This is a genomic window from Aeromonas sp. XH, from assembly GCF_033348475.1.
GTDB classification, from domain to species: Bacteria; Pseudomonadota; Gammaproteobacteria; order Enterobacterales; family Aeromonadaceae; genus Aeromonas; species Aeromonas sanarellii.
On record NZ_CP137630.1, the window covers coordinates 1,082,986 to 1,106,275 of the forward strand.

Annotated in this window: 21 protein-coding genes; 6 read left to right on the forward strand and 15 right to left on the reverse strand. The window is 65.1% G+C overall.

Annotated features, from left to right (window positions below; translation table 11 throughout):
* Positions 1 to 40 precede the first annotated feature (40 nt).
* Entirely contained in the window at positions 41 to 532 is a 492-nt protein-coding gene (locus R2B70_RS05140; RefSeq protein WP_042078932.1) for an ATP-dependent zinc protease, read from the forward strand.
* Positions 533 to 600: 68 nt separating this feature from the next.
* On the opposite strand, the gene R2B70_RS05145 is transcribed toward R2B70_RS05140, so the two are convergent.
* From R2B70_RS05145 to R2B70_RS05175, 7 genes are all read right to left on the reverse strand, one after another.
* Complete coding sequence (locus R2B70_RS05145) at positions 601 to 2,043, reverse strand: ATP-binding protein (protein ID WP_042078933.1); 1,443 nt, start codon at positions 2,041 to 2,043, stop codon at positions 601 to 603.
* Positions 2,040 to 2,732, reverse strand: coding sequence for a response regulator (locus R2B70_RS05150; protein WP_042078934.1), 693 nt, complete (start codon positions 2,730 to 2,732; stop codon positions 2,040 to 2,042). Before R2B70_RS05150 ends, R2B70_RS05145 begins: the two co-directional genes overlap by 4 nt.
* A gap of 81 nt (positions 2,733 to 2,813) precedes the next feature.
* Positions 2,814 to 3,446, reverse strand: coding sequence for a tetratricopeptide repeat protein (locus R2B70_RS05155; protein WP_209793403.1), 633 nt, complete (start codon positions 3,444 to 3,446; stop codon positions 2,814 to 2,816).
* A 1-nt stretch (position 3,447) separates the two neighbouring features.
* Entirely contained in the window at positions 3,448 to 4,296 is an 849-nt protein-coding gene (locus R2B70_RS05160) for an SDR family oxidoreductase (RefSeq protein ID WP_216989753.1), read from the reverse strand.
* The gene (locus R2B70_RS05165; RefSeq protein WP_318162801.1) at positions 4,293 to 4,949 is read right to left on the reverse strand and encodes an iron-containing redox enzyme family protein; all 657 of its coding nucleotides are present in this window, start codon (positions 4,947 to 4,949) and stop codon (positions 4,293 to 4,295) included. The genes R2B70_RS05160 and R2B70_RS05165 overlap by 4 nt, the downstream gene beginning before the upstream one ends.
* The gene (locus tag R2B70_RS05170; protein WP_318162802.1) at positions 4,946 to 6,469 is read right to left on the reverse strand and encodes an AMP-binding protein; all 1,524 of its coding nucleotides are present in this window, start codon (positions 6,467 to 6,469) and stop codon (positions 4,946 to 4,948) included. The genes R2B70_RS05165 and R2B70_RS05170 overlap by 4 nt, the downstream gene beginning before the upstream one ends.
* On the reverse strand, positions 6,466 to 7,131 hold the full coding sequence (locus tag R2B70_RS05175) for a thermostable hemolysin (RefSeq protein WP_219143725.1): 666 nt from the start codon (positions 7,129 to 7,131) through the stop codon (positions 6,466 to 6,468). The genes R2B70_RS05170 and R2B70_RS05175 overlap by 4 nt, the downstream gene beginning before the upstream one ends.
* A 194-nt stretch (positions 7,132 to 7,325) precedes the next feature.
* Here R2B70_RS05175 and R2B70_RS05180 point away from each other — a divergent pair, with 194 nt between their 5' ends.
* Positions 7,326 to 7,961: a class I SAM-dependent methyltransferase gene (locus R2B70_RS05180; RefSeq protein WP_219143726.1), complete on the forward strand. Its 636-nt coding sequence runs from the start codon at positions 7,326 to 7,328 to the stop codon at positions 7,959 to 7,961.
* Between the two features lie 74 nt (positions 7,962 to 8,035).
* Positions 8,036 to 9,253 carry a winged helix-turn-helix domain-containing protein gene (locus tag R2B70_RS05185; protein WP_318162803.1) on the forward strand — a complete coding sequence of 406 codons (1,218 nt, stop codon included), beginning with the start codon at positions 8,036 to 8,038 and terminating at the stop codon, positions 9,251 to 9,253.
* A gap of 83 nt (positions 9,254 to 9,336) precedes the next feature.
* Here R2B70_RS05185 and frdD read toward each other — a convergent pair whose 3' ends face one another.
* From frdD to mscM, 7 genes are all read right to left on the reverse strand, one after another.
* Positions 9,337 to 9,693 carry a fumarate reductase subunit FrdD gene (gene frdD / locus R2B70_RS05190; protein ID WP_042078942.1) on the reverse strand — a complete coding sequence of 119 codons (357 nt, stop codon included), beginning with the start codon at positions 9,691 to 9,693 and terminating at the stop codon, positions 9,337 to 9,339.
* Positions 9,694 to 9,810: 117 nt separating this feature from the next.
* Positions 9,811 to 10,209: a fumarate reductase gene (locus R2B70_RS05195; protein WP_042078943.1), complete on the reverse strand. Its 399-nt coding sequence runs from the start codon at positions 10,207 to 10,209 to the stop codon at positions 9,811 to 9,813.
* Positions 10,210 to 10,225: 16 nt separating this feature from the next.
* The gene (locus R2B70_RS05200) at positions 10,226 to 10,960 is read right to left on the reverse strand and encodes a succinate dehydrogenase/fumarate reductase iron-sulfur subunit (protein ID WP_042078944.1); all 735 of its coding nucleotides are present in this window, start codon (positions 10,958 to 10,960) and stop codon (positions 10,226 to 10,228) included.
* On the reverse strand, positions 10,953 to 12,737 hold the full coding sequence (gene frdA, locus R2B70_RS05205; RefSeq protein ID WP_042078945.1) for a fumarate reductase (quinol) flavoprotein subunit: 1,785 nt from the start codon (positions 12,735 to 12,737) through the stop codon (positions 10,953 to 10,955). The genes R2B70_RS05200 and frdA overlap by 8 nt, the downstream gene beginning before the upstream one ends.
* Before the next feature lie 516 nt (positions 12,738 to 13,253).
* A complete protein-coding gene (locus R2B70_RS05210; RefSeq protein ID WP_042078946.1) occupies positions 13,254 to 15,131 on the reverse strand; it encodes a methyl-accepting chemotaxis protein in 1,878 nt (625 codons plus the stop codon).
* Positions 15,132 to 15,287: 156 nt separating this feature from the next.
* Positions 15,288 to 15,965 carry a glycerophosphodiester phosphodiesterase gene (locus R2B70_RS05215; protein ID WP_318162804.1) on the reverse strand — a complete coding sequence of 226 codons (678 nt, stop codon included), beginning with the start codon at positions 15,963 to 15,965 and terminating at the stop codon, positions 15,288 to 15,290.
* 78 nt (positions 15,966 to 16,043) lie between these two features.
* A complete protein-coding gene (gene mscM, locus R2B70_RS05220; protein WP_318162805.1) occupies positions 16,044 to 19,319 on the reverse strand; it encodes a miniconductance mechanosensitive channel MscM in 3,276 nt (1,091 codons plus the stop codon).
* 155 nt (positions 19,320 to 19,474) lie between these two features.
* On the opposite strand from mscM, the gene R2B70_RS05225 reads away from it, so the two are divergent.
* A complete protein-coding gene (locus R2B70_RS05225) occupies positions 19,475 to 20,812 on the forward strand; it encodes an MATE family efflux transporter (protein ID WP_318162806.1) in 1,338 nt (445 codons plus the stop codon).
* Positions 20,813 to 20,890: 78 nt separating this feature from the next.
* Here R2B70_RS05225 and R2B70_RS05230 read toward each other — a convergent pair whose 3' ends face one another.
* Positions 20,891 to 21,718, reverse strand: coding sequence for a peptidoglycan DD-metalloendopeptidase family protein (locus R2B70_RS05230; protein ID WP_318162807.1), 828 nt, complete (start codon positions 21,716 to 21,718; stop codon positions 20,891 to 20,893).
* A gap of 244 nt (positions 21,719 to 21,962) precedes the next feature.
* On the opposite strand from R2B70_RS05230, the gene R2B70_RS05235 reads away from it, so the two are divergent.
* Both R2B70_RS05235 and R2B70_RS05240 read left to right on the forward strand, forming a co-directional pair.
* Entirely contained in the window at positions 21,963 to 22,502 is a 540-nt protein-coding gene (locus tag R2B70_RS05235) for a fimbrial protein (protein WP_318162808.1), read from the forward strand.
* A gap of 9 nt (positions 22,503 to 22,511) precedes the next feature.
* A complete protein-coding gene (locus R2B70_RS05240; protein ID WP_318162809.1) occupies positions 22,512 to 23,273 on the forward strand; it encodes a fimbria/pilus periplasmic chaperone in 762 nt (253 codons plus the stop codon).
* Positions 23,274 to 23,290 lie beyond the last annotated feature (17 nt).

The following is a 23,290-nucleotide window of genomic DNA, read 5'->3' on the forward strand; positions in this document are numbered from 1 at the left end:
GGTACATCTGGGCGCAACATCGGCAAGGCGAGAGAGCGAGATGAGCAAGAGAATGGCGAGCGCGGTCATGATGTGGGCCCTGTGTGGCAGTGCGGTGGCGGCGCCGGTCAGCTACGGCTGGATCGAGAAGGGGGTGATCATGCCCTACGGGGTGGCGGTCAAGATGAAGCTGGATACCGGGGCGCTCACCTCCTCCCTCGATGCACGGGAGCTTCACCACTTCAAGCGCGACGGCAAGCCCTGGGTGCGCTTTACCCTGGCGCTGACCGATGCCAACACCGACAAGGCGGTGCGCCAGACCCTGGAGCGGCCGGTGGAGCGAAGCGTGACGGTGCGCGGTGCCGGCGGCATGGAGCAGAGGCCCACGGTGACCATGAGCATCTGCGTCGGCGACAAGGTCTACAAGGAGTGGTTCACCCTGCGGGATCGCAGCGAGATGATCTACCCCGTGCTGCTGGGACGCCGGCTGCTGGCGGAGCTGGGGCCGGTGGATGCGAGCCGGACCTTCACGGTGCAGCCCAGCTGCCGCTGATGTTCCGTGGAGATGAACAACGGGGGCCTGGCCCCCGTTTTTCATGGCTGGAATGCGGGCGGTGCAGCTCAGGCAGGGCGCAGGGGGGAGGGCAGCAGCACGCTCACTTCGAGCCCCCCTTCAGGCCGGTTGTGGATGTCGAGATCCGCCCCGTGAAGCTGGGCGATGCGCTGGACTATGGCCATGCCGAGCCCCACCCCGTCCCCCTGCTGGGGATTGACCCGGAAGAAGCGCTCGCACAGCCGTGACAGGGCGGCGGTGGGGATGCCGGGGCCGTTGTCCCGCACATCCACCCGGACCCGGTTGCCCTCCTGGCTGACCACCACGGCGATCTCGCCGCCCACCTGGGTGTAGCGCAGGGCGTTGTCGATGAGGTTGCCGAACATCAGCTCCAGCAGCATGGCCTGCCCCATCACCTGCAGGTGGCCGGCGCCCTCCAGGGAGAGCTGCTGGTCCTTCTTCAGGGCGATGGGGGCCAGGGTGGCCAGGGTGGACTGCAGCAGCGGCTCCAGGGCCAGGCTGGCGAGCGCCGGTGTCTGCTGGTTGTCGATGCGGGCCTGGGTCAGCAGCTGGCGGATCAGGCGATCGCTGCGATCCAGGGCCAGCTGCATCTTGCGCAGCGCCTGCTCGCGGCTCTGCTCATCCTCGGCCGCCATGGCGTTCTCGCTGTGGATGCGCAGTACCGCCAGCGGGGTGCGCAGCTCGTGGGCCGCCTCGTTGGTGAACTGCTTCTCCCGCTCCAGGGTGTCGGCCAGGGTGTGCATCAGGCGGTTGATCTCCCCCACCAGCGGCGTCAGCTCCTCGGCCTTGATGGCCAGGTTGAGCGGGCTCAGGTTGGCGGGGTGCCGCTCGCCGATGGCTTGCGCCAGCAGGTGCAGCGGGGCCAGGCCACGGGTGACCAGCCACCACAGCAGGCCGAGCAGGAAGGGCAGGGTGATGAAGAGCGGCAGCATGGTGAGGGTGGCCATCTTGCTGGCCAGCTCGCCCCGCTCGTCGTCCCGCTCCGCGACGATGAGCCAGGTCTGCTCATCCTCGTTGTAGAGGGTGAAGGTGCGCCAGTCGTGGCCGTCGCGGTGCACGGCGCCAAAGCCCAGCTCCGGCTTGCCGAACAGCTGGCGCGGCGCGCTGGGGGAGCGCAGCAGTATGTTGCCCTCGCCGTCGGTCAGCTGGAAGGTGAGGTTGCGCTCGAACTCGTGGCCATAGGGGGTGAACTCGTTGTCCTGTCCGATCTGGCCGAAGCCGCTCGGCTCCTGGTGGGGGGCGTTCGGCACGGCCTGCTCCCACTCCTGATAGATGGCGCCGTTGCTCGGCAGATCGCCGCGCTGTTTCAGATAGCGGTCGAGCAGCTGGTTGGTGATGCGGGCGGACTGGGCCAGACGGGCATCAAACAGCTCCTCCATCTCGTGATTGGCTTCCAGATAGCCGATGAGGCCGCTGACGGCGAGGCTGACGCTGACCAGGGCCAGGATGCCGGAGAGCAGGAAGCGGCGGATGGAGCGGACGCGACTCATGGGGCCGGGGCTCCCTTGCCACCCGTGACATCGAGCTGGGGCACTATGTAGCCGACGCCGCGGATGTTGCGGATGAGCTCGGGGAAGAACTTCTTGCGCAGGTGGTGGATGTGCACCTCCACCGCGTTGCTCTCGGCCCCCTCGTCCCAACCGTAAAGGCTCTGCTGCAGCTGATCCCGGCTCAGGACCCGGCCACTCTGGGTGATGAGCTCCTGCAACAGCTTGTATTCGTGGGGAGTCAGCCTGACCGGCTCGCCTCGATAGGTGACCTGCTGTGAGGCCGGATAGAGCAGCAGCTCGCCGTACTCCAGCTCGGCCTGGGCCTGCCCCTTGCTGCGGCGCACCAGGGCGCGCAGGCGGGCGTTGAGCTCCTGCAGGGCGAAGGGCTTGACCATGTAGTCGTCGGAGCCCGCATCCAGCCCCAGCACCCGGTCGTCCAGGGCATCCCGGGCGGTGAGGATGAGCACCGGCAGGGTCTGCCCTTCCCGGCGCAGCTTGCGCAGCAGGCTGATGCCGTCGATGTCCGGCAGGTTGAGGTCAAGGATGAGGGCGGCGAACTCCTCGCTCTTGAGCGCCGACAGGGCGGGCAGCCCCTGTTGCAGCCAGTCCACCGTGTAGCCGCTGCCGCGCAGGGCATCCACCATGCCGTCCCCCAGCATCACATCATCTTCCACCAACAGGATCCGCATTCTCTTCTCCCTCAAACGACACTGCCCACCAGTATGCAAGCTGGTGGGCAGAGTTTAAATAGCGCACTGATCTGCTTGCGTTTACAGCTTGGCGAGGCGCTCGCGGATCTCCGCCCTGCGCCCCTCGTCCGCCACCTCGCGGCCCGGTCTGGCGGGGGCGGCCAGGGCCTTGTCCAGGTAGATCCTCGCCTGCGCCTTGTCCCCCTGATCCAGCAGGAAGTCGCCGTAGAAGAAGTTGGGGTCGATGCCGGTGGGGTTGATGGCCAGCGCCTGCTTGAGCAGTTGCTCCGCCTTCTCGTCATCGCCGAACCCGACCGGCCAGCCCGGCACCTGGTAGTAGAGGGAGCCCAGGCTGGTGTAGGCCGAGCCGTCCAGCGCAGCGGGATCCTGCTTGATGGCGATCTCCAGCCTGGCCTTGGCCTCCTTCACCAGGCCCAGCGCTCCCAGGCCACCCTTGGCGCCGGCCCAGGTGCTCTTGACGATGGCGGACCAGATCAGCAGATCGGTGCGAAACGCCTCCTTGGCGCTCGCCTCATCGGCCTTTGCACTCAGGGTCTCCAGGCAGCTCTCCTTGGCCTTGCCGGTCTGTTGGTACTGGCAGTGGGCCCACTGCTGCTGGATGGTGGGCAGGGCATCGGCGGCCTGGGCCTGCATGCTTCCCAGGGTGAGCAGCAGGGCGCCCAGGGCGATACGGGGGGATGTGGCGTGTTTCATCTCAATGTTCCTTCTCGTTCGTGGCACAGGGGGGCGGGCTCTGGTGCCCGGTGGCAAGGGGGAGCGAGCGGCGGGCGTGGCGCTCGATGATCGGGCGCTGCCTGGCCAGCGCCCTGTCCACCACGGCGGGCAGCAGGGCGTTGAGCCGCACAAACAGCTTCTCCGGCCAGCCGAGCCAGCTGCGGCGTGTCTCGTTGCACAGGGCGATGACGGCCTCCTCGGCCACGTCCTGGGGGCTGTCGGTGTGGGTGCCGAGCTCGGCATTCATGGCGTAGGCCGCCTCGGAATTGAGGTGGGTGCGGGTGGCGCGGGGGGCGAAGTGCAGCACCTTGATGCCGGTGCCCTCCAGCTCCCGTCCCAGCGCCTCGCTGAAGCCCCGCAGGGCGAACTTGCTGGCGCAGTAGACGCTGTAGCCGGCATAGCCGATGGCCCCCAGGCTGGAACCTATGTTCATGATGATCGCGGGCTTGCGCAGCCTCGGCAGCAGGGCGCGGGTGAGCTGGATGGGGGCCTCGACGTTGAGCAGCAGCTGGCGCTCGACCTGCTCGCTGCTCTGATCCTCCAGCCAGGCAAACTGGTTGCAGCCCGCGCCGTTGATCAGCACGTCCAGCCCCTCGTCCAGGGCCGGGTGCTGCAACAACCTGGCCCGCTCCTGGGGCGAGCCCAGATCGGCTGTCACCGTCTGGTGGCGCTCCGGATGCGGCAGCTCCTTGCGCAGGCGCTCCAGGGCATTGGCCCTGCGTCCGTGCAGCAGCAGGTGTGCGCCCTGGGCCGCCAGCTCCATGGCCAGGGCCTCGCCTATGCCGCCGCTGGCGCCGGTGAGCAGTATGCGTTTTCCTTCGAGCTTCATTGGCCGGATCCCGTGAGCTGATAGAGCATGTCGCCATAGAGGCGGTAGACCACGCGGGCCGCGTGAATGATGGCAGCCTGATCGGCCTGGTCTTCCACCCGGTTCATCAGGGATTCGAAGAACTTGAGGTGCTCCTGATCCAGGGCGCCGTGGGAGCTGAGGTAGCTCATCGCCTGGGGCGGCAGACCCAGACCGCTCCTGAGCTGATCGGCGACGGTCAGGGCGATGGCGACGCTGGTGCCCTCCAGCACCTGCACCATGCCGAAGAAGCCCATGGGGTTGCCGCGCTGGATCTGGTCGTAGAGGAAGGCGACCATCAGCTCGATGGGGAGCCCGGGCCGGCCGTGGCGCACCACCTCTGCATCGCCGCCGCAGGCGCGGATGTCATTGAGGATCCACTCCTGGTGGCCGTACTCCTCGTCGATGTACTCGCGGATGGCGCCGCGCATCCACTCGTACTCCTGCCCCAGCCTGCCGCCGGTGGCCATCAGGAGCGGCACCGTGTGGCGCACGTGGTAATAGGCCTGTGCCAGGAAGGCGAGGTAGGTCTCCCGGCTGATGTCGCCACGGCGGCAGGCCTCGATGATGGGAGCATTGAACAGGCGCTCGCGCTCGCCGGCGGTGGCTTGTTGCAGGGTCTGATAGAAACTCATGAGGATTCTCCTGTGAGGCCTTGTGTCAGGCATTGGTCGATCTGCCGGGAAAAGTGCTGATAAATCTCGTTGCGACGGGGGCGACCGTTGGCGGTCAGCAGGCCGGGGTGCTGATCCAGCGCCACCGGCAGCCAGTGATGGATGCGGGCGTAGTCGGGCAATTGCCGGTTGAGCCGGGCTATCTGCTCGGCCAGCTGGGACTGGCTGCCCGGCAGCGGCTGGATCAAGGCCACGTTGGCGGGCTGGCCGTCGCCGAAGATGACGATGCGGGCGATGGCCGGGCAGAGCTGGGCCTGGGCCTCCACCCATTCCGGCGAGAAGTTGCGGCCGAAGGCGGTGATCTGCACGTTCTTCTTGCGCCCCGTGATGTGGAGATAGCCCTCCTCGTCCAGATGGCCCAGATCGCCGGTGGCGATCTGCGGGTCAGCAGGCTTACCTGTGGCAAGCGGGTTGGCCGCGGCGCCCTCTTCCCCCAGGTAGCCCAGCATGGCGCTGCCGCTCACCATGACCTCGCCGTCGGCGGCGATCGTCACCCGGCAGTGGGGCAGGGGCAGGCCGACGCTGCCCGGGCGATCCCCCAGGGGGCCATTCAGGGCGACCACGGAGCCGCACTCGGAGAGACCGTATCCCTCGTAGACCGGCAGCCCCGCTGCACGGGCGTGAGCGATGAGTTCGGGGGCGACCTTGCCGCCGCCGACGGCGACGAAGCGCAGCCCCCTGAGCCCTTCGGCCAGCACAGGATTGGCGCCGCACAGGGCCAGCAGCAGGCGCAGCAACTCGGGCACCAGCACCAGGCTGTGGCTGGGCCATCGCAACAGGGCCTGTGCCAGGGTGGCGGGATCCAGCTTGCTGGAGCCCGAGAAGCCGAGTTCCCCCAGGGCGGGGATGCGGCTGCTGGCACCGGTGAGCAGCGGCACGTAGAGACCGGTCAGGTTCTCCAGCAGGGTGGTGAGCGGCAGCAGGGTCAGGTGTTGTTCCACCCTGGCCGGGGCGACGCGCTCGGCCAGAGACTCGCAGACCGCCGTCATCTGCGCCAGCGACAGGCAGACCCCCTTGGGCTGGCCCGTGGTGCCCGAGGTATAGGTGATCTTGGCGGTGCCCGCCGGCAGCTCGGGCAGGCTGGTTGGGATGCGGCGCCACAGGGGCACGGCCTGCTCATCCGGCCTGCCTGCCATCAGCACGAGCGGCGCGGCCGCCTGCCATCCCTGGTGCTCGGGCCCCACCAGGGCATCGGCCCCGCTGCTTTCCAGCAGCCAGGCCTGTTGCGCCGGGCTGAAGAAGTGAGGCACGGGAATGACCACTATCCCGGCCCGGGTGCAGGCCAGATCGATCAGGGCCCAGGGCAGACCGTTGTCGAGCTGCAGGGCCAGGCGGCGAATGCCGGTGTGCTGCAAGCGGTCGGCCAGGCGCTGGGTCTGCTGCCACAGGGTCCGGTAATCCAGCTCTCCCTGGCTGCCTTGCAGTGCGGGCTGTCGCGGCGTCAGGCTGGCGTGGCGGGCGATGGCGTCGAACAGGCTCATTGAGCGCACCTCTTGTCATGGCCGGCCTGGTCAAAAAGCATGGGCATGGGCCCCAGCAGGTTGAGCAGCAGGCTGCTCTGGGCGAGCACCTCGCGCCCCTGGTTGAGGTCGCCCGCCATGACCCTGGGCTGACAGCGGTAGTACTCCCCCCAAGCGCTGGCGTCTTCCCCCACCTGGTGGGCCTCTGCGAGTGCCAGCTCCACCGGGTTGAGGCGCAGCCGGGCAAAGCTGTTGCGAAGCTTGGCGGTGCCGGTGAACACCACGTAGTCGAGGGCGTTGTCGCACAGCAGCCGGCACAGGGCGGCAAACATCAGGCGGGCATTGCCCGGCTCGCGGCAGGCGAGGTTGCCCACTTCGATGATGCGGCTGCGGGCCGGACGTACCCCGAGGCGGGTCTCGATGGCGGCCTCGACGGGCTGTTCCAGGTACTGCTCCAGATAGAGGGGCTGCTCACGCTCGCCATGGCTGGCCTGGTTGAGGCCGCAGGCGCCGACCAGCACGCCGTCTGCCCGGTAGAGTCCGAGCAGGCAGGGCAGAAAATGGGGGATGCGGGCGTTGAATTCGAGGGTGTAGGCGGCCTGGATATAGGCTTGCAGCGCCATGACCTGCTGCTCTGATTCGGCCAGGATCAACCTGTAGGGGGCTTGGATCTCGCTGGTCATGGTTGGCTCCTTCTCTTGGAATGGGTTGAGAGTAAAAGGGCAAACTTAAGAAACCCTTAAGGAGCGAAAAAAGGAGGAAAAATGCGAGGGGCACCCGAAGTCGGGCGCGGGAGACGACCCGGCTGAGACAAAACAGTTGCCAGCGGCGGGCGTGGCAGGCAATCTGCCCCGCTGTCGCCATCCGAGGAGTCCCCATGCCAGCCCCTTGCCCTCTCTGTTCGTCCTGCCGAAGTTACCCCCTGCCGGTGGCAGGCAAGGCGTATCACCGCTGCCTGGCGTGCGAGCTGGTCTGGCTGGATGAGGCGGATCACCTGGACGAAGCGGCCGAGAAGGCGGTCTACGACGATCACGACAACCGGGTGGACGATCCCGGCTATCGCCGTTTCCTGATGCGGGCCTTCGGGGAAGTGCTGGCCCGGGTGCCGCCTCCTGCCTGTGGCCTCGACTTTGGCTGCGGCCCGGGCCCGGCGCTGGTCGCCATGGGGCGGGAGTCGGGCTTCGAGATGGCGGGTTACGACAAGTTCTACGCCGACGATCCCGAGCTGCTGTCGCGGGAGTATGACTTCATCACCAGCACCGAGGTGGTGGAGCACCTGGCCGACCCCCGCGCCGTGCTGGACGGCCTCTGGGCCCGGCTCAAGCCCGGCGGCGTGCTGGTCGTGCAGACCCAGCGGGTGCTGGGGGACGAGCGCTTCAGGACCTGGCGCTATCGCCAGGATCCCACCCACATCGTCTTCTTCGCCGAAGCTTCGTTCCGCGCCCTGGGGGCTCGCTGGCGGGCAGAGGTCGAGTTTCCCCATGCCGATGTGGCCGTCTTCACCAAACCCTGAGCCGGGCGTTTCCATTTGCCGCCGAGTTGGGCATGCTGGTGCTTTGCAACCTTGGAACGGATGCCCTTATCTTCATGTCGATTCCCCATCTCTCCCTGCAGGACGCCCGCCATCTGCAGCTCACGGCCCAGGGGCTGCTGACCCCGCGCCGCACCAAGGCCGCCCCCGCCGATCTGCTTGACTGCATCCGCCGCATGGCGCTGCTGCAGATAGACACCATCTCGGTGGTGGCCCGCAGCCCCTACCTGGTGCTGTTCAGCCGCCTCGGCCACTACGACCCCGCCTGGTTGGAGCGGCTGCTGGCCGAGGGCGACCTCTTCGAATACTGGGCCCACGAGGCCTGCTTCGTGCCCCGGGAGGATTACCGGCTGCTGCGCCATCGCATGCTGGATCCCGCCGCCATGGGCTGGAAGTTCTCGGCCCAGTGGCTCAAGACCCACGGGGAGGAGATCGAGCAGATCGTCGAGCGCATTCGCCTGGAGGGCCCGGTGCGGGCTGCCGACTTCGAGCGCAAGGGGGGCAAGGGCAATGGCTGGTGGGACTGGAAGCCGGAGAAGCGGCACCTGGAGGTGCTGTTCACCGCGGGCCGCCTGATGGTGCGCGAGCGGCGCAACTTCCAGCGGGTCTACGATCTCGCCGAGCGGATCATCCCCGAGTGGGACGACGAGCGGGATCTGCCGAGCCTCGAGCTCGCCCAACGGGACATGGTGCGGGCCAGCTGCCGGGCGCTGGGGCTGGTCAAGACCGGCTGGGTGGCGGACTACTATCGCCTGCGGCGGGGCAAGTACGACGCCCTGCTCCATCGGCTGGCGGACGAGGGGGAGCTGTTGCCGGTGCGGGTGGAGGGGTGGCAGCACGGTGCCTTCGTGCACGCGTCGCTCGCGGGCGAGCTGGCGCAGGCCCAGGCGGGCACCCTCAAGGCGACCCACACCACAGCGCTCTCGCCGTTCGATCCCCTGGTGTGGGATCGCAAGCGGGCCAGCGAGCTGTTTGGCTTTGACTACCGTATCGAGTGCTACACCCCGGCCCCCAAGCGCCAGTACGGCTACTTCGTGCTGCCCCTGCTGCATCGCGGCAGGCTGGTGGGCAGGATGGACGCTAAGGCCCACCGCAAGGAGGGGGTGTTCGAGGTGAAGAGCCTCTATCTGGAGCCGGGCGTCAGGGTCACCCAGATCCTGGCCCGGGAGCTGGACAAGGCACTCCGGAAGCTGGCGGACTGGCACCAGACCCCGCAATTGAGATACGGCGCCGTGCCGGCGCCCCTGCTGGCGCTTTGGGCGGCGGGGGCATAACCTCCCAACCTCCCCCTTGAAAAGGGGGAGGGGTATAAAAAAACCGGGCGCTTGGCCCGGTTTCTCATTGCGTCAGGATGTGCTTACTGGAACACCAGCACCATCAGCAGACCGACGGTGATGGCGGACACCAGGAAGGCGAAGCCGTAGAACACGTAGTGGTGCAGCTTGGTGGTGTGGATCCCCAGGTCATGCAGGCCGTGGTAGATGCGGTGCATGCCGTGCCAGATGGGCAGGGCGATGATGGCCAGCAGGATGCAGGCCCCCCACCAGGAGCTGGCGAAGGCGAGCACGCGCTCGTAGCTCATGGTCTCCACGTCCATGATGCCCATGGGCACCAGCAGACCGGTAATCAGGACAATCACCGGCAGCAGCATGGCAACCACCATGCCACCGGCACCAAACAGACCCCAGTATATTGGCTCGTCAGAACGTCTCATGCTTTTTCCTCAAATCAGGATTAATAGCGATATCGTGGCAACCTTGCTGACGCACGGGTTCCGGGGCCAGGCTGGCTCCAATAACCGGGTTCGTCAGAACGTTTCAGGGTTTTCTCCTCAGGCCACGATGATCAGGACAAGCAGGGATACCACCGCCAGCGCCAGATACTGGGCGATGACGATCGGCTTCTCCGGCACCAGGTCTTCACCACGGAAGATGCGCATGGCTTTCGGGGCCAGTGCGAACCAGGTCTTGGCGTGGAACAGGCAGGCTGCCAGGGCGACGACGTGGAACAGGATGGCGACCGGGCTCTGCAGGGACTCCAGCCAGCCGTTGAACGCCTCCTGACCCTGGACCAGGCGCATCAGACCCCACATCAGCACCACGGCGTAGATGGAGACGAAGATGCTGGTGCCTTCGCGGATCATGTAGCCGGTGTAGAAGGCATTCTTCAGCCACCAGTCTTTCTTCATCTCGCGCACGTAGGGCTTACGTTTGCTCTCAGTGTTGTTCATGGTCTCACTCCTGGTCTCAATCCGGCTTGAACATGGCGATCATGTAGTCCTTGGCGCTCTCGACCTTGCCAAGCTGGATGGCGGCGGCCGGATCCACGCCCTTAGGGCACACTTCGGAGCAGTAGCCCACGAAGGTGCAGCCCCAGACGCCCTCGTCCTGGCTGATGATCTTCATCCGCTCCCTGGACGCGCTGTCGCGGTTGTCGGCGTTGTAGCGGTAGGCCAGCGCCAGGGCCGCCGGACCGGTGAACTTCTTGTTGATGCCGTACTGTGGGCAAGCCGCATAGCACAGACCGCAGTTGATGCACATGGAGAACTGGTGATACTTCGCCATGTCAGCCGGGGTCTGGGTGTACTCGCCGTCGCACAGGTTGCGCGGTTCGGCCGGGATGATGTAGGGCTTGATGCTCTCCAGCTTCTCGATGAAGTCGGACATGTCCACCACCAGGTCGCGCTCGATGGGGAAGTTGTTGAGCGGCTCTATGGTCATCTTGCCCGGCAGGTAGTCCCGCAGGAAGGTCTTGCAGCCGAGTTTCGGAATGCCGTTGACCATCATGCCGCAGGAGCCGCAGATCGCCATCCGGCAGGACCAGCGGAAGCTCAGGGTGGAGTCCAGCTGATCCTTGATGTACTGCAGGGCGTCCAGCAGGGACATCTCTTTGAGGTAGGGCACCTGGAAGGTCTGCATCCAGGGCTCGTTGTCCTGCTCCGGACGGTAGCGCAGGATTTCAATTTCGATCATCTCAGCCATTCTTCTTAGCCTCGTCTTGTTTCTCACCCTCGGAACCGTACACGCGCTTGGCCGGTTGGGATTTAGTGATCTTCACATCGGAGTAGTCGATGGTCGGGGCCCCTTCGCCGTTGTAGAAGGAGAGAGTGTGCTTGAGGAAGTTGACGTCATCGCGCTCCTCGTAACCGTCCAGACGCTGGTGGGAACCGCGGGACTCCTTGCGGTTGATGGCGGAGTGCGCCATGGCTTCCGCCACGTCCAGCATGTAGCCCAGCTCGATGGCGTACAGCAGGTCGGTGTTGAAGACCGAGGACTTGTCGTTGATCTTGATCTTCTTGTAGCGGGCCTTCAGCTCGTTGATCTTGTCGATGGTGCCCTGCATCAGCTCTTCGGTACGGTAGATACCGACGCCGGCTTCCATGGACATGCCCAGCTCGTTGCGGATATCCGCCGGATTCTCGGTGCCGTCGACATCCAGCAGGGAGAGGTGCTGCTTGATCAGAGCCTCGGCCTTGGCGGCCAGGGCGGCAGTGTCGCCGTGGGCCTGGGTCTTGGCAAACTCACCGGCGTGCTCGCCGGCCACCTTGCCGAACACCACGATCTCGGACAGGGAGTTGGAGCCCAGACGGTTGGCGCCGTGCAGGCCGACGGAAGCACACTCGCCCAGGGCATAGAGGCCCGGCAGACGGGTGGCGCACTGGCCGTTGGTCTCGATGCCGCCCATGGTGTAGTGGGCGGTCGGGCGCACCGGGATCGGCTCTTTCACCGGATCCACCCCCACGTAGGCCTTGGCCAGCTCGCAGATGAAGGGCAGACGCTCCTTCAGGTACTTCTCGCCGAGGTGGCGCAGGTCGAGGTGAACCACGTCGCCCATGGGGCCCTGGATCACGCGGCCCTTCTGCTGCTCCTGCCAGAAGGCCTGGGAGAGGCGATCGCGCGGGCCCAGCTCCATGTGCTTGTTCTTCGGCTGGCCGACCGGGGTTTCCGGGCCCAGGCCATAGTCTTGCAGGTAGCGGTAGCCATCCTTGTTCAGCAGGATGCCACCCTCACCGCGACAGCCTTCGGTCATCAGGATGCCGGTGCCCGGCAGGCCGGTCGGGTGGTACTGGACGAACTCCATGTCCCGCAGGGGCACGCCGTGGCGGTAGGCCAGGGCCATGCCGTCACCGGTGACGATGCCGCCGTTGGTGTTGTAGCGATAGACGCGGCCGGCACCGCCGGTGGCCAGCACCACGGACTTGGCCTGGATGAAGCGGGTGATGCCGTTCTGGATGTCGAAGGTCAGTACGCCCTGGACGCGGCCATCTTCCACGATGAGATCCAGGCAGAAGTGCTCGTCGAAGCGCTTGATGCTCGGGTACTTGATGGAGGTCTGGAACAGGGTGTGCAGGATGTGGAAGCCGGACTTGTCGGCGGCGAACCAGGTACGGGGGATCTTCATCCCGCCGAAGCGGCGCACGTTGGCCTTGCCATCGGGCTTGCGGCTCCAGGGGCAACCCCAGTGCTCCAGCTGGATCATCTCGTTGGTGGCGTTCTCGACGAAGTACTCGACCACGTCCTGTTCGCACAGCCAGTCACCGCCGGAGACGGTGTCGTTGAAGTGGTTCTCGAGAGAGTCGTCATCACGGACGACGCCGGCGGCGCCGCCTTCCGCGGCCACTGTGTGGCTGCGCATGGGATAGACCTTGGAAATCAGGGCGATATCCAGATCGGGGTGGGCTTCTGCAATGGCGATTGCGGCACGCAGGCCACCACCACCGGCACCGATGATGGCGACATCGGTCTTGATAATATCCACATCTGCCTCCTTAGGGATAGATTTGCTGGGCACGATTTTGCTCTATGAAAAAAATTCAGGCTTGATGCAAGTCAAACTGCTCTGTTTTAGTGCGTGGCAATGGTGGTTTTTAATACAACCACCCCATTCCATGGATGAAAACGCCGTTTTTATCGCCATCCTTCAGTGATCAGGATCAGCCGCAACCATCAGTCTGGTTGTTTTAACTCCCAGATTATATGTAGTTTTCTTTCAGTAAAATGAGAAATGCCTCTCTTTTTGGGTATTACCCTCAAAGTTTTTAAGTTTTTTATCAAAAATATTTAATAAGAACTATTCTCAGCATTTTATGGTCTGAAATATTTTAAAAAAAGTAATGCGAATATAGCCGAGGTGAACCATGGGCAGGCTGTATGCGACCTGAATGGGGAGGAGCCTCACAAAAATGCGATACGGGGCGCCCGGGTAATAACTACTGAAACAAAAGGGATTTTACGTAAAAAAGGGGGCCTGTGCGGCCCCCTGGATGGGGTGGTCTCAGATGCGGAACATGCCCACCTGATTGTTCAGTTCGCCTGAAATATTTTTAAGTTGAGCCGACAGGTTGCGGGAGCTGTCCGCATCGATCGCCAGCTCGTCGGAGACGTCCTTGACCGCCTGGATGTTGCGGCTGACCTCGTCGGTCACCGCCCGCTGCTCCTCGGCGGCGCTGGATATCTGGGTCGCCATGTCGGAGATCTGGTTGATGGAGGTGGTGATCTGCTCCAGGGCCTGGGTGGCGTCGTTTGCGTCTTCCACGCTGTTCTGGGCCAGCAGTTGACCCTCGTGCATGGTGCTGACGGCCCCCTGGGTGTTGCGCTGAAGGGTCTCGATCATGCTGCGGATCTCGACGGTGGAGCTGTGGGTACGCTGGGACAGCACCCGCACCTCGTCCGCCACCACGGCGAAGCCGCGGCCCTGCTCGCCGGCCCGGGCGGCCTCGATGGCGGCGTTCAGCGCCAGCAGGTTGGTCTGCTCGGCGATGCCCTGGATGGTGGAGAGGATGGTGTTGATCTCCTGGGCGTTCTTCTCCAGCTCCTGGATGATGCCGGAGGCCTGCTTGACCTGGGTGGCGAGATCCGTGATGGAGCGCTGGTTGCGGGCGATCACCTGCTTGCCGTGCTCACAGCTGCTGGAGCTGCTGCGGGCTGCCTCCGCGGTCTGCTCGGCATTGCTGGCGACCTCGACGGCGGTGGCGGACATCTCGTGCACCGCGGTCGCAATCTGGGAGATCTCGTTCTGCTGGCGCGCCAGCCCCTGGTTGGATTTCTCCGCCATGTCGTGGGAGGACCTGGCCTGCTGGTTGAGCTGGGTGGAGGAGTTGGAGATGTCCTGCACCATGACGTGGATGCGTTCGATGAAGGTGTTGACGTGCTTGGCGACGGTGCCGACCTCGTCTTCCCGCTCGATCTTGATGCGGCGGGTCAGATCGCCGTTGCCACGGGAGAGATCCGCGATGGCGTCGCCGAGGGTCTTCAGGGGCGCCAGGGAGCGGTTGATGGCCACGTAGGAGAAGCCCGCCACGATGAGGATGGTGAGCAGGCCCTGCAGCAGGGCGGAGGTCACCATGCGGGAGACGGACTGATAGGCCACCGCCTCGTCCACGACGATGCCGAAGTACCAGTTGGTGTTGGGGATCTCTGTGAGATCGAACACGCTCGCCTTGCCGCTGATATTCATCTCGGAGATGGTGTTGTCATGGGCCAGCTCGTTGACCTTGGCGGCGGTCAGGTCCGGGGAGAGGGCGGTGGCGGGCTTGAGGGTCAGCGCCTTGTCCGGGTGGGCGATGATGGTGCCGTTGCTGTCCACCAGGATGGCGTAGGTGCCTTCCGAGTTGATCGCCAGCACGTCGCGCACCAGGCCGTCGATGGAGACGTCACCGGCGATGACGCCGTCGGTGCTGCCGCGGCTGAAGGGCTCGGCGATGGTGATGATGAGGTTGCCCGAGGCGGCGTCGGCATAGGGGGCCGTGATGGCGAGCTTGCCGGCGGCCATGGCGTCCTTGTACCAGGGGCGCTGGCGCGGATCATAGCCGGCCGGCAGATCGGTCGGCTTGCTCTGGATCATCCGGCCATCCTTGGTCCCCACGTAGACCAGGTCGAAGTTGCCCGCGTTCATGGACTGGGCCAGGTGGCTCAGCGGTTCCTCCTCCTTGGCGAAGGCCTCCTTGGTGGCCTGGACCAGGCTGATGCGGGCATCGAGCCAGCGGGAGATGCCCTTGACGTTGGCGATGGAGCTGTCGTCGATGAAGCTCCAGATCAGCCGCTGGGTTTCGCTGCGCAGCTGGGTGGTGTTGTACCAGACCTGCAGGCCGGAGATGACCAGGATAATGGCCCCGATGGCGAGGACCAGCTTGTTCTTGATGGATAGGTTCATGTTTACATCCTTGTGAGCGTCAGTCTGAGATCCGTGGTGTTTGTTATTGTTATGGGCCAACTCTGTATCGGCCGACTGTGGACTTTATGTATCCCGGTGCACAGCAAATTTTCGATTTATTTCACCTCCCGACGGCCCGCCAGGCCGCGCCGATACTCAGCTGAATCGATCTGGTCGGTTGGTAAAGATGCCATCGACGCCCATGGCCGCCAATGCATCCCCATCACTCACCTCGTCGACCGTGTAGACCAGGATCTTGAGCCCCCGGCGATGGGCATCCGCTACCAGGGCCTGGTCGACGAAATCCACGTCGCAGTTCAGGGTCCAGGCCCCCAGCTCCTCGGCGAAGCGGGCACCGTGCAGCGGCAGGCTGGCGGTCAGGGCGCCAGTTCTGATCTCCGGCCGCAACACCTTGAAGCGTATCAGCTCGGGATGATGGAAGGAGGAGACGACCCAGTGCGCCGGGGTGAAGCCAAGCTCCGCCTCGGCCCGCCGGGTCAGGGCGGCCACCGGCTCGGCGGTGCCTGCACCCTTGAGCTCGATATGCAGCTCGCAGCGCCCCGCAATCAGGCTCATCACCTGCCACAGGGTCGGGATCCGCTCCCCGTCTCCGGCATCCAGGCTTGCCAGATAGTCCCGGGATTGGTGGCTGAGCACCCCGTGGCCGTCGGTGCAGCGCTCCAGCCGCCGGTCGTGGAAGACCCAGAGCTCGCCGTCAGCCTGCTGCACGTCGAGCTCGATGGCACCTACCCCGAGATCCAGCGCCAGGGCGATGGCCTTGAGGGTGTTCTCCGGTGCCAGTCCGCTGGCCCCGCGATGGGCAATGATCTGCATTCGTTGCTCCTGTTGTCGTCATTGGGGGATGGTGATAACCCCACCCCGGCCCTCCCCTTCACAAGGGGAGGGGGCCCGTCAACCCCGGCTCATCCTGATATCGATCTGCTGATGAGGCAGATGCATGCCGAGCTGGTTGAGTTTCTCCAGGATCAGCGAGTGGACTTCATGAGTGATCGGCATCCGGTGATCCATGCTGTTGACGTAGAGCCGGATCTCGTAGATGAGGGCCGAGTCGGTGAATTCGATCAGGAATACCTCAGGGACCGGGGTGTCCAGCACCAGGGTGGACTCCTGCACGCACTGCTCCAGCAGCTGCTGCACCCGCCTGGGCTCCTGGGTCAGGCCGATGCGGATGCGCAGCTTGACCCGGGTGATGGCGTCTGACAGGGACCAGTTGATGAACTGCTCCGTGATGAAGGCCTTGTTGGGGACGATGATCTCCTTCCTGTCCCAGTCCACTATGGTGGTGGCACGGGTCTTGATCTTGGTGACTGTGCCGGTCAGCTCCCGGATGGTGACGGTGTCGCCCAGGCGGATCGGCTTTTCGAACAGGATGATGAGGCCGGAGACGAAGTTCGCGAAGATCTCCTGCAGCCCGAAGCCCAGCCCCACCGAGAGCGCCGCCACCAGCCACTGGGTCTTGGACCAGTCGATGCCGAGCATGGAGAAGCCGGTGAGGGCGCCGATGAGCAGCACCAGGTACTTGCTGACCGTGGTCAGCGCAAAGCCGGTGCCGGGGGAGAGGCTCAGGTGCTGGAGCAGGGTGAGTTCCATCAGCCCGGGCAGGTTGCGGGCGGTGACCACCGTCAGGATGAAGGCGAAGGCGGTCAGCATCAGATCCTGCAGGGTGATGGCGGAGAGCTGCTCGATACCGGCCACCTTGCTGCTCACCTGCCACACCTCGATGCTGCTGAGGAAGCTGAACGCCGAGTTGAGATCCGACCATTGCACCACCACCAGCATGGTGAAGCCCAGCATCAGCAGGGTGCGCACCAGACCGAGGGACTGGGCGCTGAGGGTGTCGAGATCCAGCTCCGGCTCCTCCACCACGTCCGGGATCTCGGAGCTGAGATCGTCCTCGTCCCGCTCCCGCTGGGCCAGGATCTCGGCCCGCTTGCTCTTGGCGCGATCGAAGGCGAGGCGGCGGCGCTGGATCAGCATCCAGCGATGGGCCAGGTAGTAGACCAGCAGGCAGCCGAGCCCCGCCAGCAGGCTCAGCTCCAACTGGCGCAGCAGGATGCGGGAGGTATAGAAGTAGCCGAACAGGGTGCCCAGCACCGCCAGCAGGGGGGCCAGCATCAGGCTGTTCCAGATGAAGTGGTGCAGCAGGTGGGGCTTGGTCATGTCCGCCTGGCCCCAGGTGAGGGGCAGCTTCTCCCGGTTGAGGCGGGCGAAGAACAGCAGCAGCCAGAGCGCGCCGACGATGAAGGCGAGGCGGCCGAGGGAGTCGTAGAAGGCGTGCTCCTGATAGCTGTTGGCCATGCCCTGCACGAAGAAGCTCGGGATCAGCACCAGCAGCAGGGTGCGGAACTGGCCCCACACCTTCTGGACCCGCTCTCTCTGCCAGCGGAAATGGAGGATCAGGATCCCCTTCTCCAGGGTGAGGTGGCGGGCCACCAGCAGGGCCAGCAGCAGGAACCAGATCTCGCCAAGGCCGCGGGCCACCGCCACCGCGAACGGGTATTGCCAGGCACCCTCCAGCAGGGCGCGCACCATCAGCACCATGGCGGGCAGCGGCAGGGCCGCCAGCAGGGAGCGCATCAACAGCCGGCTGGTGAGGCTGAACTTGTCCTGGGTCACCTTGCCGATGCGCGGGGCTATGTAGTGGCTGTATTGCACTAGGTGGCGGCCCAGCTTGGCCCAGCACCAGGCCAGCACCAGCAGACCGAGCCCGGCCAGGGTCAGGGTCATGGGGTTGTTTTCCACTATGGCCCTGGGCAGTTGCAGCCAGTTGACGGGATCGAGCAGCAGGCTCAGGGCAGTGGGCACGTCGAGCAACACGGCCGGGGTGAGGGGGCGCACGTCCGGCATCCAGAACAGGTGGCTGGCGCTTATCTCGCGGATCTCGTCGATCTTGCTGTTCTGGCGGCTGTAGAGCAGCTTGAGCCGGGTCTGCTCCTGAATGAGGGTGTCGGAGGCGTCGTTGAGCCGGGTCAGCAGTTGCCGCCTGGCCTTGAGCAGGTTGTCGAGCACGGCGCGCTGGCCGCGATCCAGGGTGATCTCATCCCCGCTCAGCAGTGCGTTGCGGATCTGTGCGGGATCCTTCAAGGCATCCTGCTCGGTCTCGTACTGGTACTTGGCCATGCGCGCCTTGACGATGTCGGACTCCAGCTTGTCCAGGGGGAAGTAGGCGGGGAGATCCGCCAGCTTGCTGCGCAGGTTCTCGCCGTAGGCGTTGCTGATCTGCAGCCATTCCAGTTGCTCGCGCACCGAGTTGACCAGGTCGTTGAGCCCGGAGAGGGAGCTGTCCAGGGTGCGCTGCTCGTCCTGCACCCGCTCGATCTGGTCCTCCAGGGCCCCCAGTTGCAGGGAGAGCGCCTGGTTCTGCTGTTGCTGCTCCTGCAGCAGGGGCAAGTCCGAGGTGAGCTGCCGGCGCAGCCGCTCGCTCTCGGCCAGCGCCTGCTCCGTTTTTTCTCGCCGCAGCTGGTTTTGCTGGGCGAGCAGGCTGGCCTGCCACTCGTCCTCGTCCGTGATGGCGAGGTTGAGCTCCTGCAGCTTCAGCTTGCCGAGATCGTTGCGTTGCTGGGCGGAGAGCTGCTCCAGCTCCAGCATCTGGATCCGGTCGGAGAGGCTCTGCTCCTTGAGCCGGGTCGCCAGCTGCTGGGCCTCCTGCAGCCGGTCCGACTCGTTGCTGAAGCTCAGGCGATCGAGCTGGGAGCGGGTCTGCAACAGCTGCTTGCGCAGCTCATCGACCCGCAGGTGATACTCCTGTCCCGTGCTCTCCAGCTGGTTGAGGCTGTCGGTCACCCCCTGACGCTCCTTGCGCAGGTTGATCTGGCGGTTGCTGCTCAGGCTGATGGCCTGGCGCAGGGCGTCCTCCTTGAGGGAGGCGAGGGGCGGGCGGGGCTGGGGCTGATAGTTGTGCAGGCTCTCCTTGAGGCGGGCCGACTCCTTGGGGTAGTCGATGAGGATCTGCTGATAGGCCTTGCCCTGCTCCCGGTAGCGCTGGGCGTCCCGGGCATACTGCAGCGCCTGCTGGTAGCTCTCCCGCAGCTGCTGGTTCTCGGGGCTGTCGGTCTTGGGGACGCTTTGCAGCAACTCTTCCACCTGGGTGACGGCATCATCGGCCTGGGCTGCGGAGAAGGGGAGCAGGCTGAGACAGAACATCAGGCAGAGCAGGCGTTGCAACATGGCGCACGTTTCCGTTCATGAGAAATCGCCCTAGCCTAAAGCAGGGGCTGGAGCGGGTAAAGCCTTCCATCCTAATGATTCACAACATAAATGACGGGTGATCCGGGTCTTGTTTGGCTATTATTCTGGCCGTTTCCCACCTTGTTGAGCATTCTATGTCCTCCGTCGACCTGGGCACGGCCCCCCTCTCCCGCCTCTTCCTGCGCTATGTGACCCCGACGGTGGCCGCCATGCTGGTCACCGGCGTCTATGTCACCATAGATGGCATCTTCGTCGGGCATATCCTGGGTCAGGACGGGCTGGCCGGCATGATGCTGGCCTACCCCATCTGCGCCGTGCTCTATGCGGTGGGGGCGCTGATCGGCATGGGCTCCTCGTCGCTCGCCTCGTTTTATCTGGGCAAGGGGGAACAGGCTAAGGCGCGCCACATCGTCGGCAACGCCCTGGTGATGGTGCTCATCGCCTCGGCCCTGCTCGGCCTTGTCGGCATCCGTCATGGGGACGAGATGCTGCGCTGGATGGGGGCCGAGGGAGTCATCTTCGATGCTGGCCTCGCCTACCTGCAGTGGTACGCCTGGCTCGGGGCCTTCGCTGTGCTCTCCATGGCGTTCACCGCCCTGCTGCGCAACGACGGGCGACCCGGCCTCACCACCTGGATCCTGGTAGGGGGCGGCGTGCTCAACGTGCTGCTCGATTACCTGCTGATGGCGGTAGTCCCCTGGGGGCTGGCGGGGGCGGCCATCGCCACCATGCTCTCCCAGGCGGTGACCGGCGGCCTGTGCCTGTGGCACTTCTTCACCCCCCGCAGCCAGCTGCGCATCCGCTGGGACACCCTGGTGCCGGACTGGCGGCTGATGGGGGAGACGCTGCGACTCGGGGTGTCGAGCTTCCTGATGTATCTCTACCTGTCGGTGGTGCTGGCGCTGCACAACAAGGCGCTGCTCTCGGTCGGCACCTCGCTGCACGTGGCAGCCTATGGCGTCATCAGCTACAGCGAGGCCTTCTTCTATCTCATCTTCGAGGGGATCGCCATGGGCATCCAGCCCATCGCCAGCTTCAACGCCGGGGCGGGCAACTGGGCGCGGGTGCTGCGGGTGCGCAACCTGGCGCTGGGGGTGACCCTGCTGGTGGCGCTGTGCGGCATGGTGCCGCTCTATCTGTGGCCGGAGGGGGTGGTCTACCTGTTTGCCGGCGACAATGCAGCCCTCTTGCCGGTGGCGACCCTGGGGATCTGGCTCTACTTCTGGGGGCTGCCCATGGAGGGGCTGCTGCTGGTGGGGGCCACCTACTTCCAGGCCATCAACCGGGCCCGCATCGCCTCCCTGCTCACCGGTGGCAAGCTGGTGCTGATTGGCGGCTTCCTGTGGGGCTTTTCTTCCCTGTGGGGGGTGGCCGGGGTCTGGCTGGCGCTGCCGACCTGCAGCACCCTGCTGGTGTTGGTGATGTGGCGAGCCATGGGCAAGGAGGCCAGGCTGCATACCCTCCCGCGCTGACTCAAGTCACCGGCATAAAAGAGAAGAGGCAGCCCTGGCTGCCTCTTCTCTTTTTAGGCGTGTCATGCGCGACTCGCCTCAGGGCTTGAAGGCGCCGATGAAGATGGCGGGATCGACCCGGGCATCGTTCAGGCTAACGTTCCAGTGCATGTGGGGACCGGTGGCACGACCGGTGGCGCCGACCCGGCCGACGATGCCGCCGCGGGGCAGGCTCTGGCCCAGCTTCACGTCGATCTTCGACATGTGGCAGAACATGCTGATGAGCCCCTGGCCGTGATCGACGAACACCGTATTGCCGTTGAAGAAGTAGTTGCCGATGAGGATCACCTTGCCCGCCGCCGGCGCCTTGATGGGGGTGCCGGCGCCGACCGCGAAGTCCAGGCCAGAGTGGGGGTTGCGCTCCTCGCCGTTGAAGAAGCGGCGCAGGCCGAACGGGCTGGAGAGGGGGCCGTTGACCGGCTTGTCGAACAGCAGGTTGCTGGGCTGGGCCGGGCTGAAGGTCTGGTAGGCCTTGTTCTGTTCGGCCAGCTCCCGATTGATGCGCGCCATGTCCTCCGCCAGCGGATTGACCTGGCGCGTATTTTTCAACTTGATGTGCTGCTCCCGGTAGTGCTTGGTGCCGACCTGGAAGCCGAGGGTGCGGCCATCGCCCAGCTTCAGCTGGTGGGGGCCGGGCTGGCTCTTGAGCGGGATGCCGACGATGGCGATCCAGCGCCTGCCCTCTTCCTGCACCACCAGCACTGGCTTGTCCTGATACCGCACGGCGGGCGCCTTGGCGCCGTCCCCGAGCGGCACCACGGCCACGCCCCCCGGCACAGGGTGGTTGAGCAGGCGGCTGATAAAGCCGGATTCGGCGTGAAGAGCGGGACTGCCGAGCAGCACGAGAAGGAAGAACAGGCGGCGCATGGTGGCTCCATCGAACAAGGCGGTGAGATACGAGGGGGCAGATGATGCCACATTCTGCCGGGGCTGTCCGTCCCCCGGACCCATGGCCTCGGGGCAGCCTGAAAGGAGCAGGAGTGAAAACTCTGTGCTATTTACTAATGTGTCACTAAAGGTGTCTTTGAATGGCACCTATGTCGGCAGGCAGTGAAGCACTGGCAGGAGGACGGCAGTCGCCAGCGACATCCAGGGATAGACGGAGGTTGTGATGAAGACCAAGGCTCTCTTGCTACTCGGACTCATGATGGGGATGTCGGCACCCGTTGCCGCCTTCAACGGGGTCATTACCATCAATGGCGAAGTGACTGCGGGGACCTGTGCCATCGCGGTCAACGGGGGCACGGCGTCTGCGACCGTGACCCTGCCCACCGTCAGTACCAATGCCCTTGGTAGCATAGGCCAGACCGCAGGCGCGACCGGTTTCAACCTCGCCCTCACCAGTTGCCCGACCACGGGATCTGTGCGGGCCTACTTCGAAAACATCGGGGTGGAGCAGACCACGGGCAATCTCAGCAACAAGGCCGTCGCCTCGGGAGGCAAGAACCCGGCCCAGAACGTGGAGGTGCAGATCCTCTCGGCCAACAGCACCCCCATCGATCTTCGTACCAACACAGGCAACAATGTGCTGGTCAACTTCAGTGCCACCGGCGGGGCGACCCTCTACTACAGCGCCCAGTACATCGCCACCGGCGCCGTCGGTGCCGGCCTGGTCTCTGCGGATCTCATCTATTCCCTGGACTACCACTGAGTCTGCCCCATGAGCCTCCCTGCCTCCCATCGTTCCCCCCTGGCCGGGCCTGGCCGCATCGTCTGGTGCGCCTTGCTGCTCCTGTCCTGGCAGGCCTGGGGTCATGTCCAGATCTCCGGTACACGGGTCATCTACCCGGCCAATGCGCGGGAAGTCACGCTGGAGCTGACCAACAAGGGGAGCACCCCCTCGCTGGTGCAGGTGTGGCTGGATGCCGGTGACCGCCGGATCCGGCCCGGTGCCGAGGCCCTGCCGTTTCTGATCACGCCTCCCATCACCCGCATCGAGGCCCAGCGCGGCCAGTCCCTGCGTCTGGCCTATGTGGGACAGGGGCTGCCTCAAGACCGCGAGTCCGTGTTCTGGCTCAACGTGCTGGAGGTGCCGCCGAGCGTCAAATCCACCCAGGCGGGCCAGAACATGGTGCAGCTCGCCTTTCGCTCCCGGATCAAGATGTTCTACCGGCCGGCGGGTCTGGCCGGCAATGTGGAGCGTTCCGCACACCGGCTCACCTGGCGGCTGGTCCACCAGGGCGCAGGCTATGCCCTGCGGGCCAGCAATCCGAGCCTCTATCACGTCAGCATCAGCAATCTGGAGCTGCAGACGACCCAGTCGAAGCGTTACAGCAACCTGAGCGGTGGCATGGTGGCGCCGGGGGGCACCTTCGATTTCCCCGTGGAGCAACTCTCCGGGGCCGTCCATGCCAAGAGGGTGACCTTCCATTGGCTCAACGACTATGGCGCCCGCGAGGTGGGTGAATTCGTCTTCCGTTGATCCCGGTGCATGCGCCT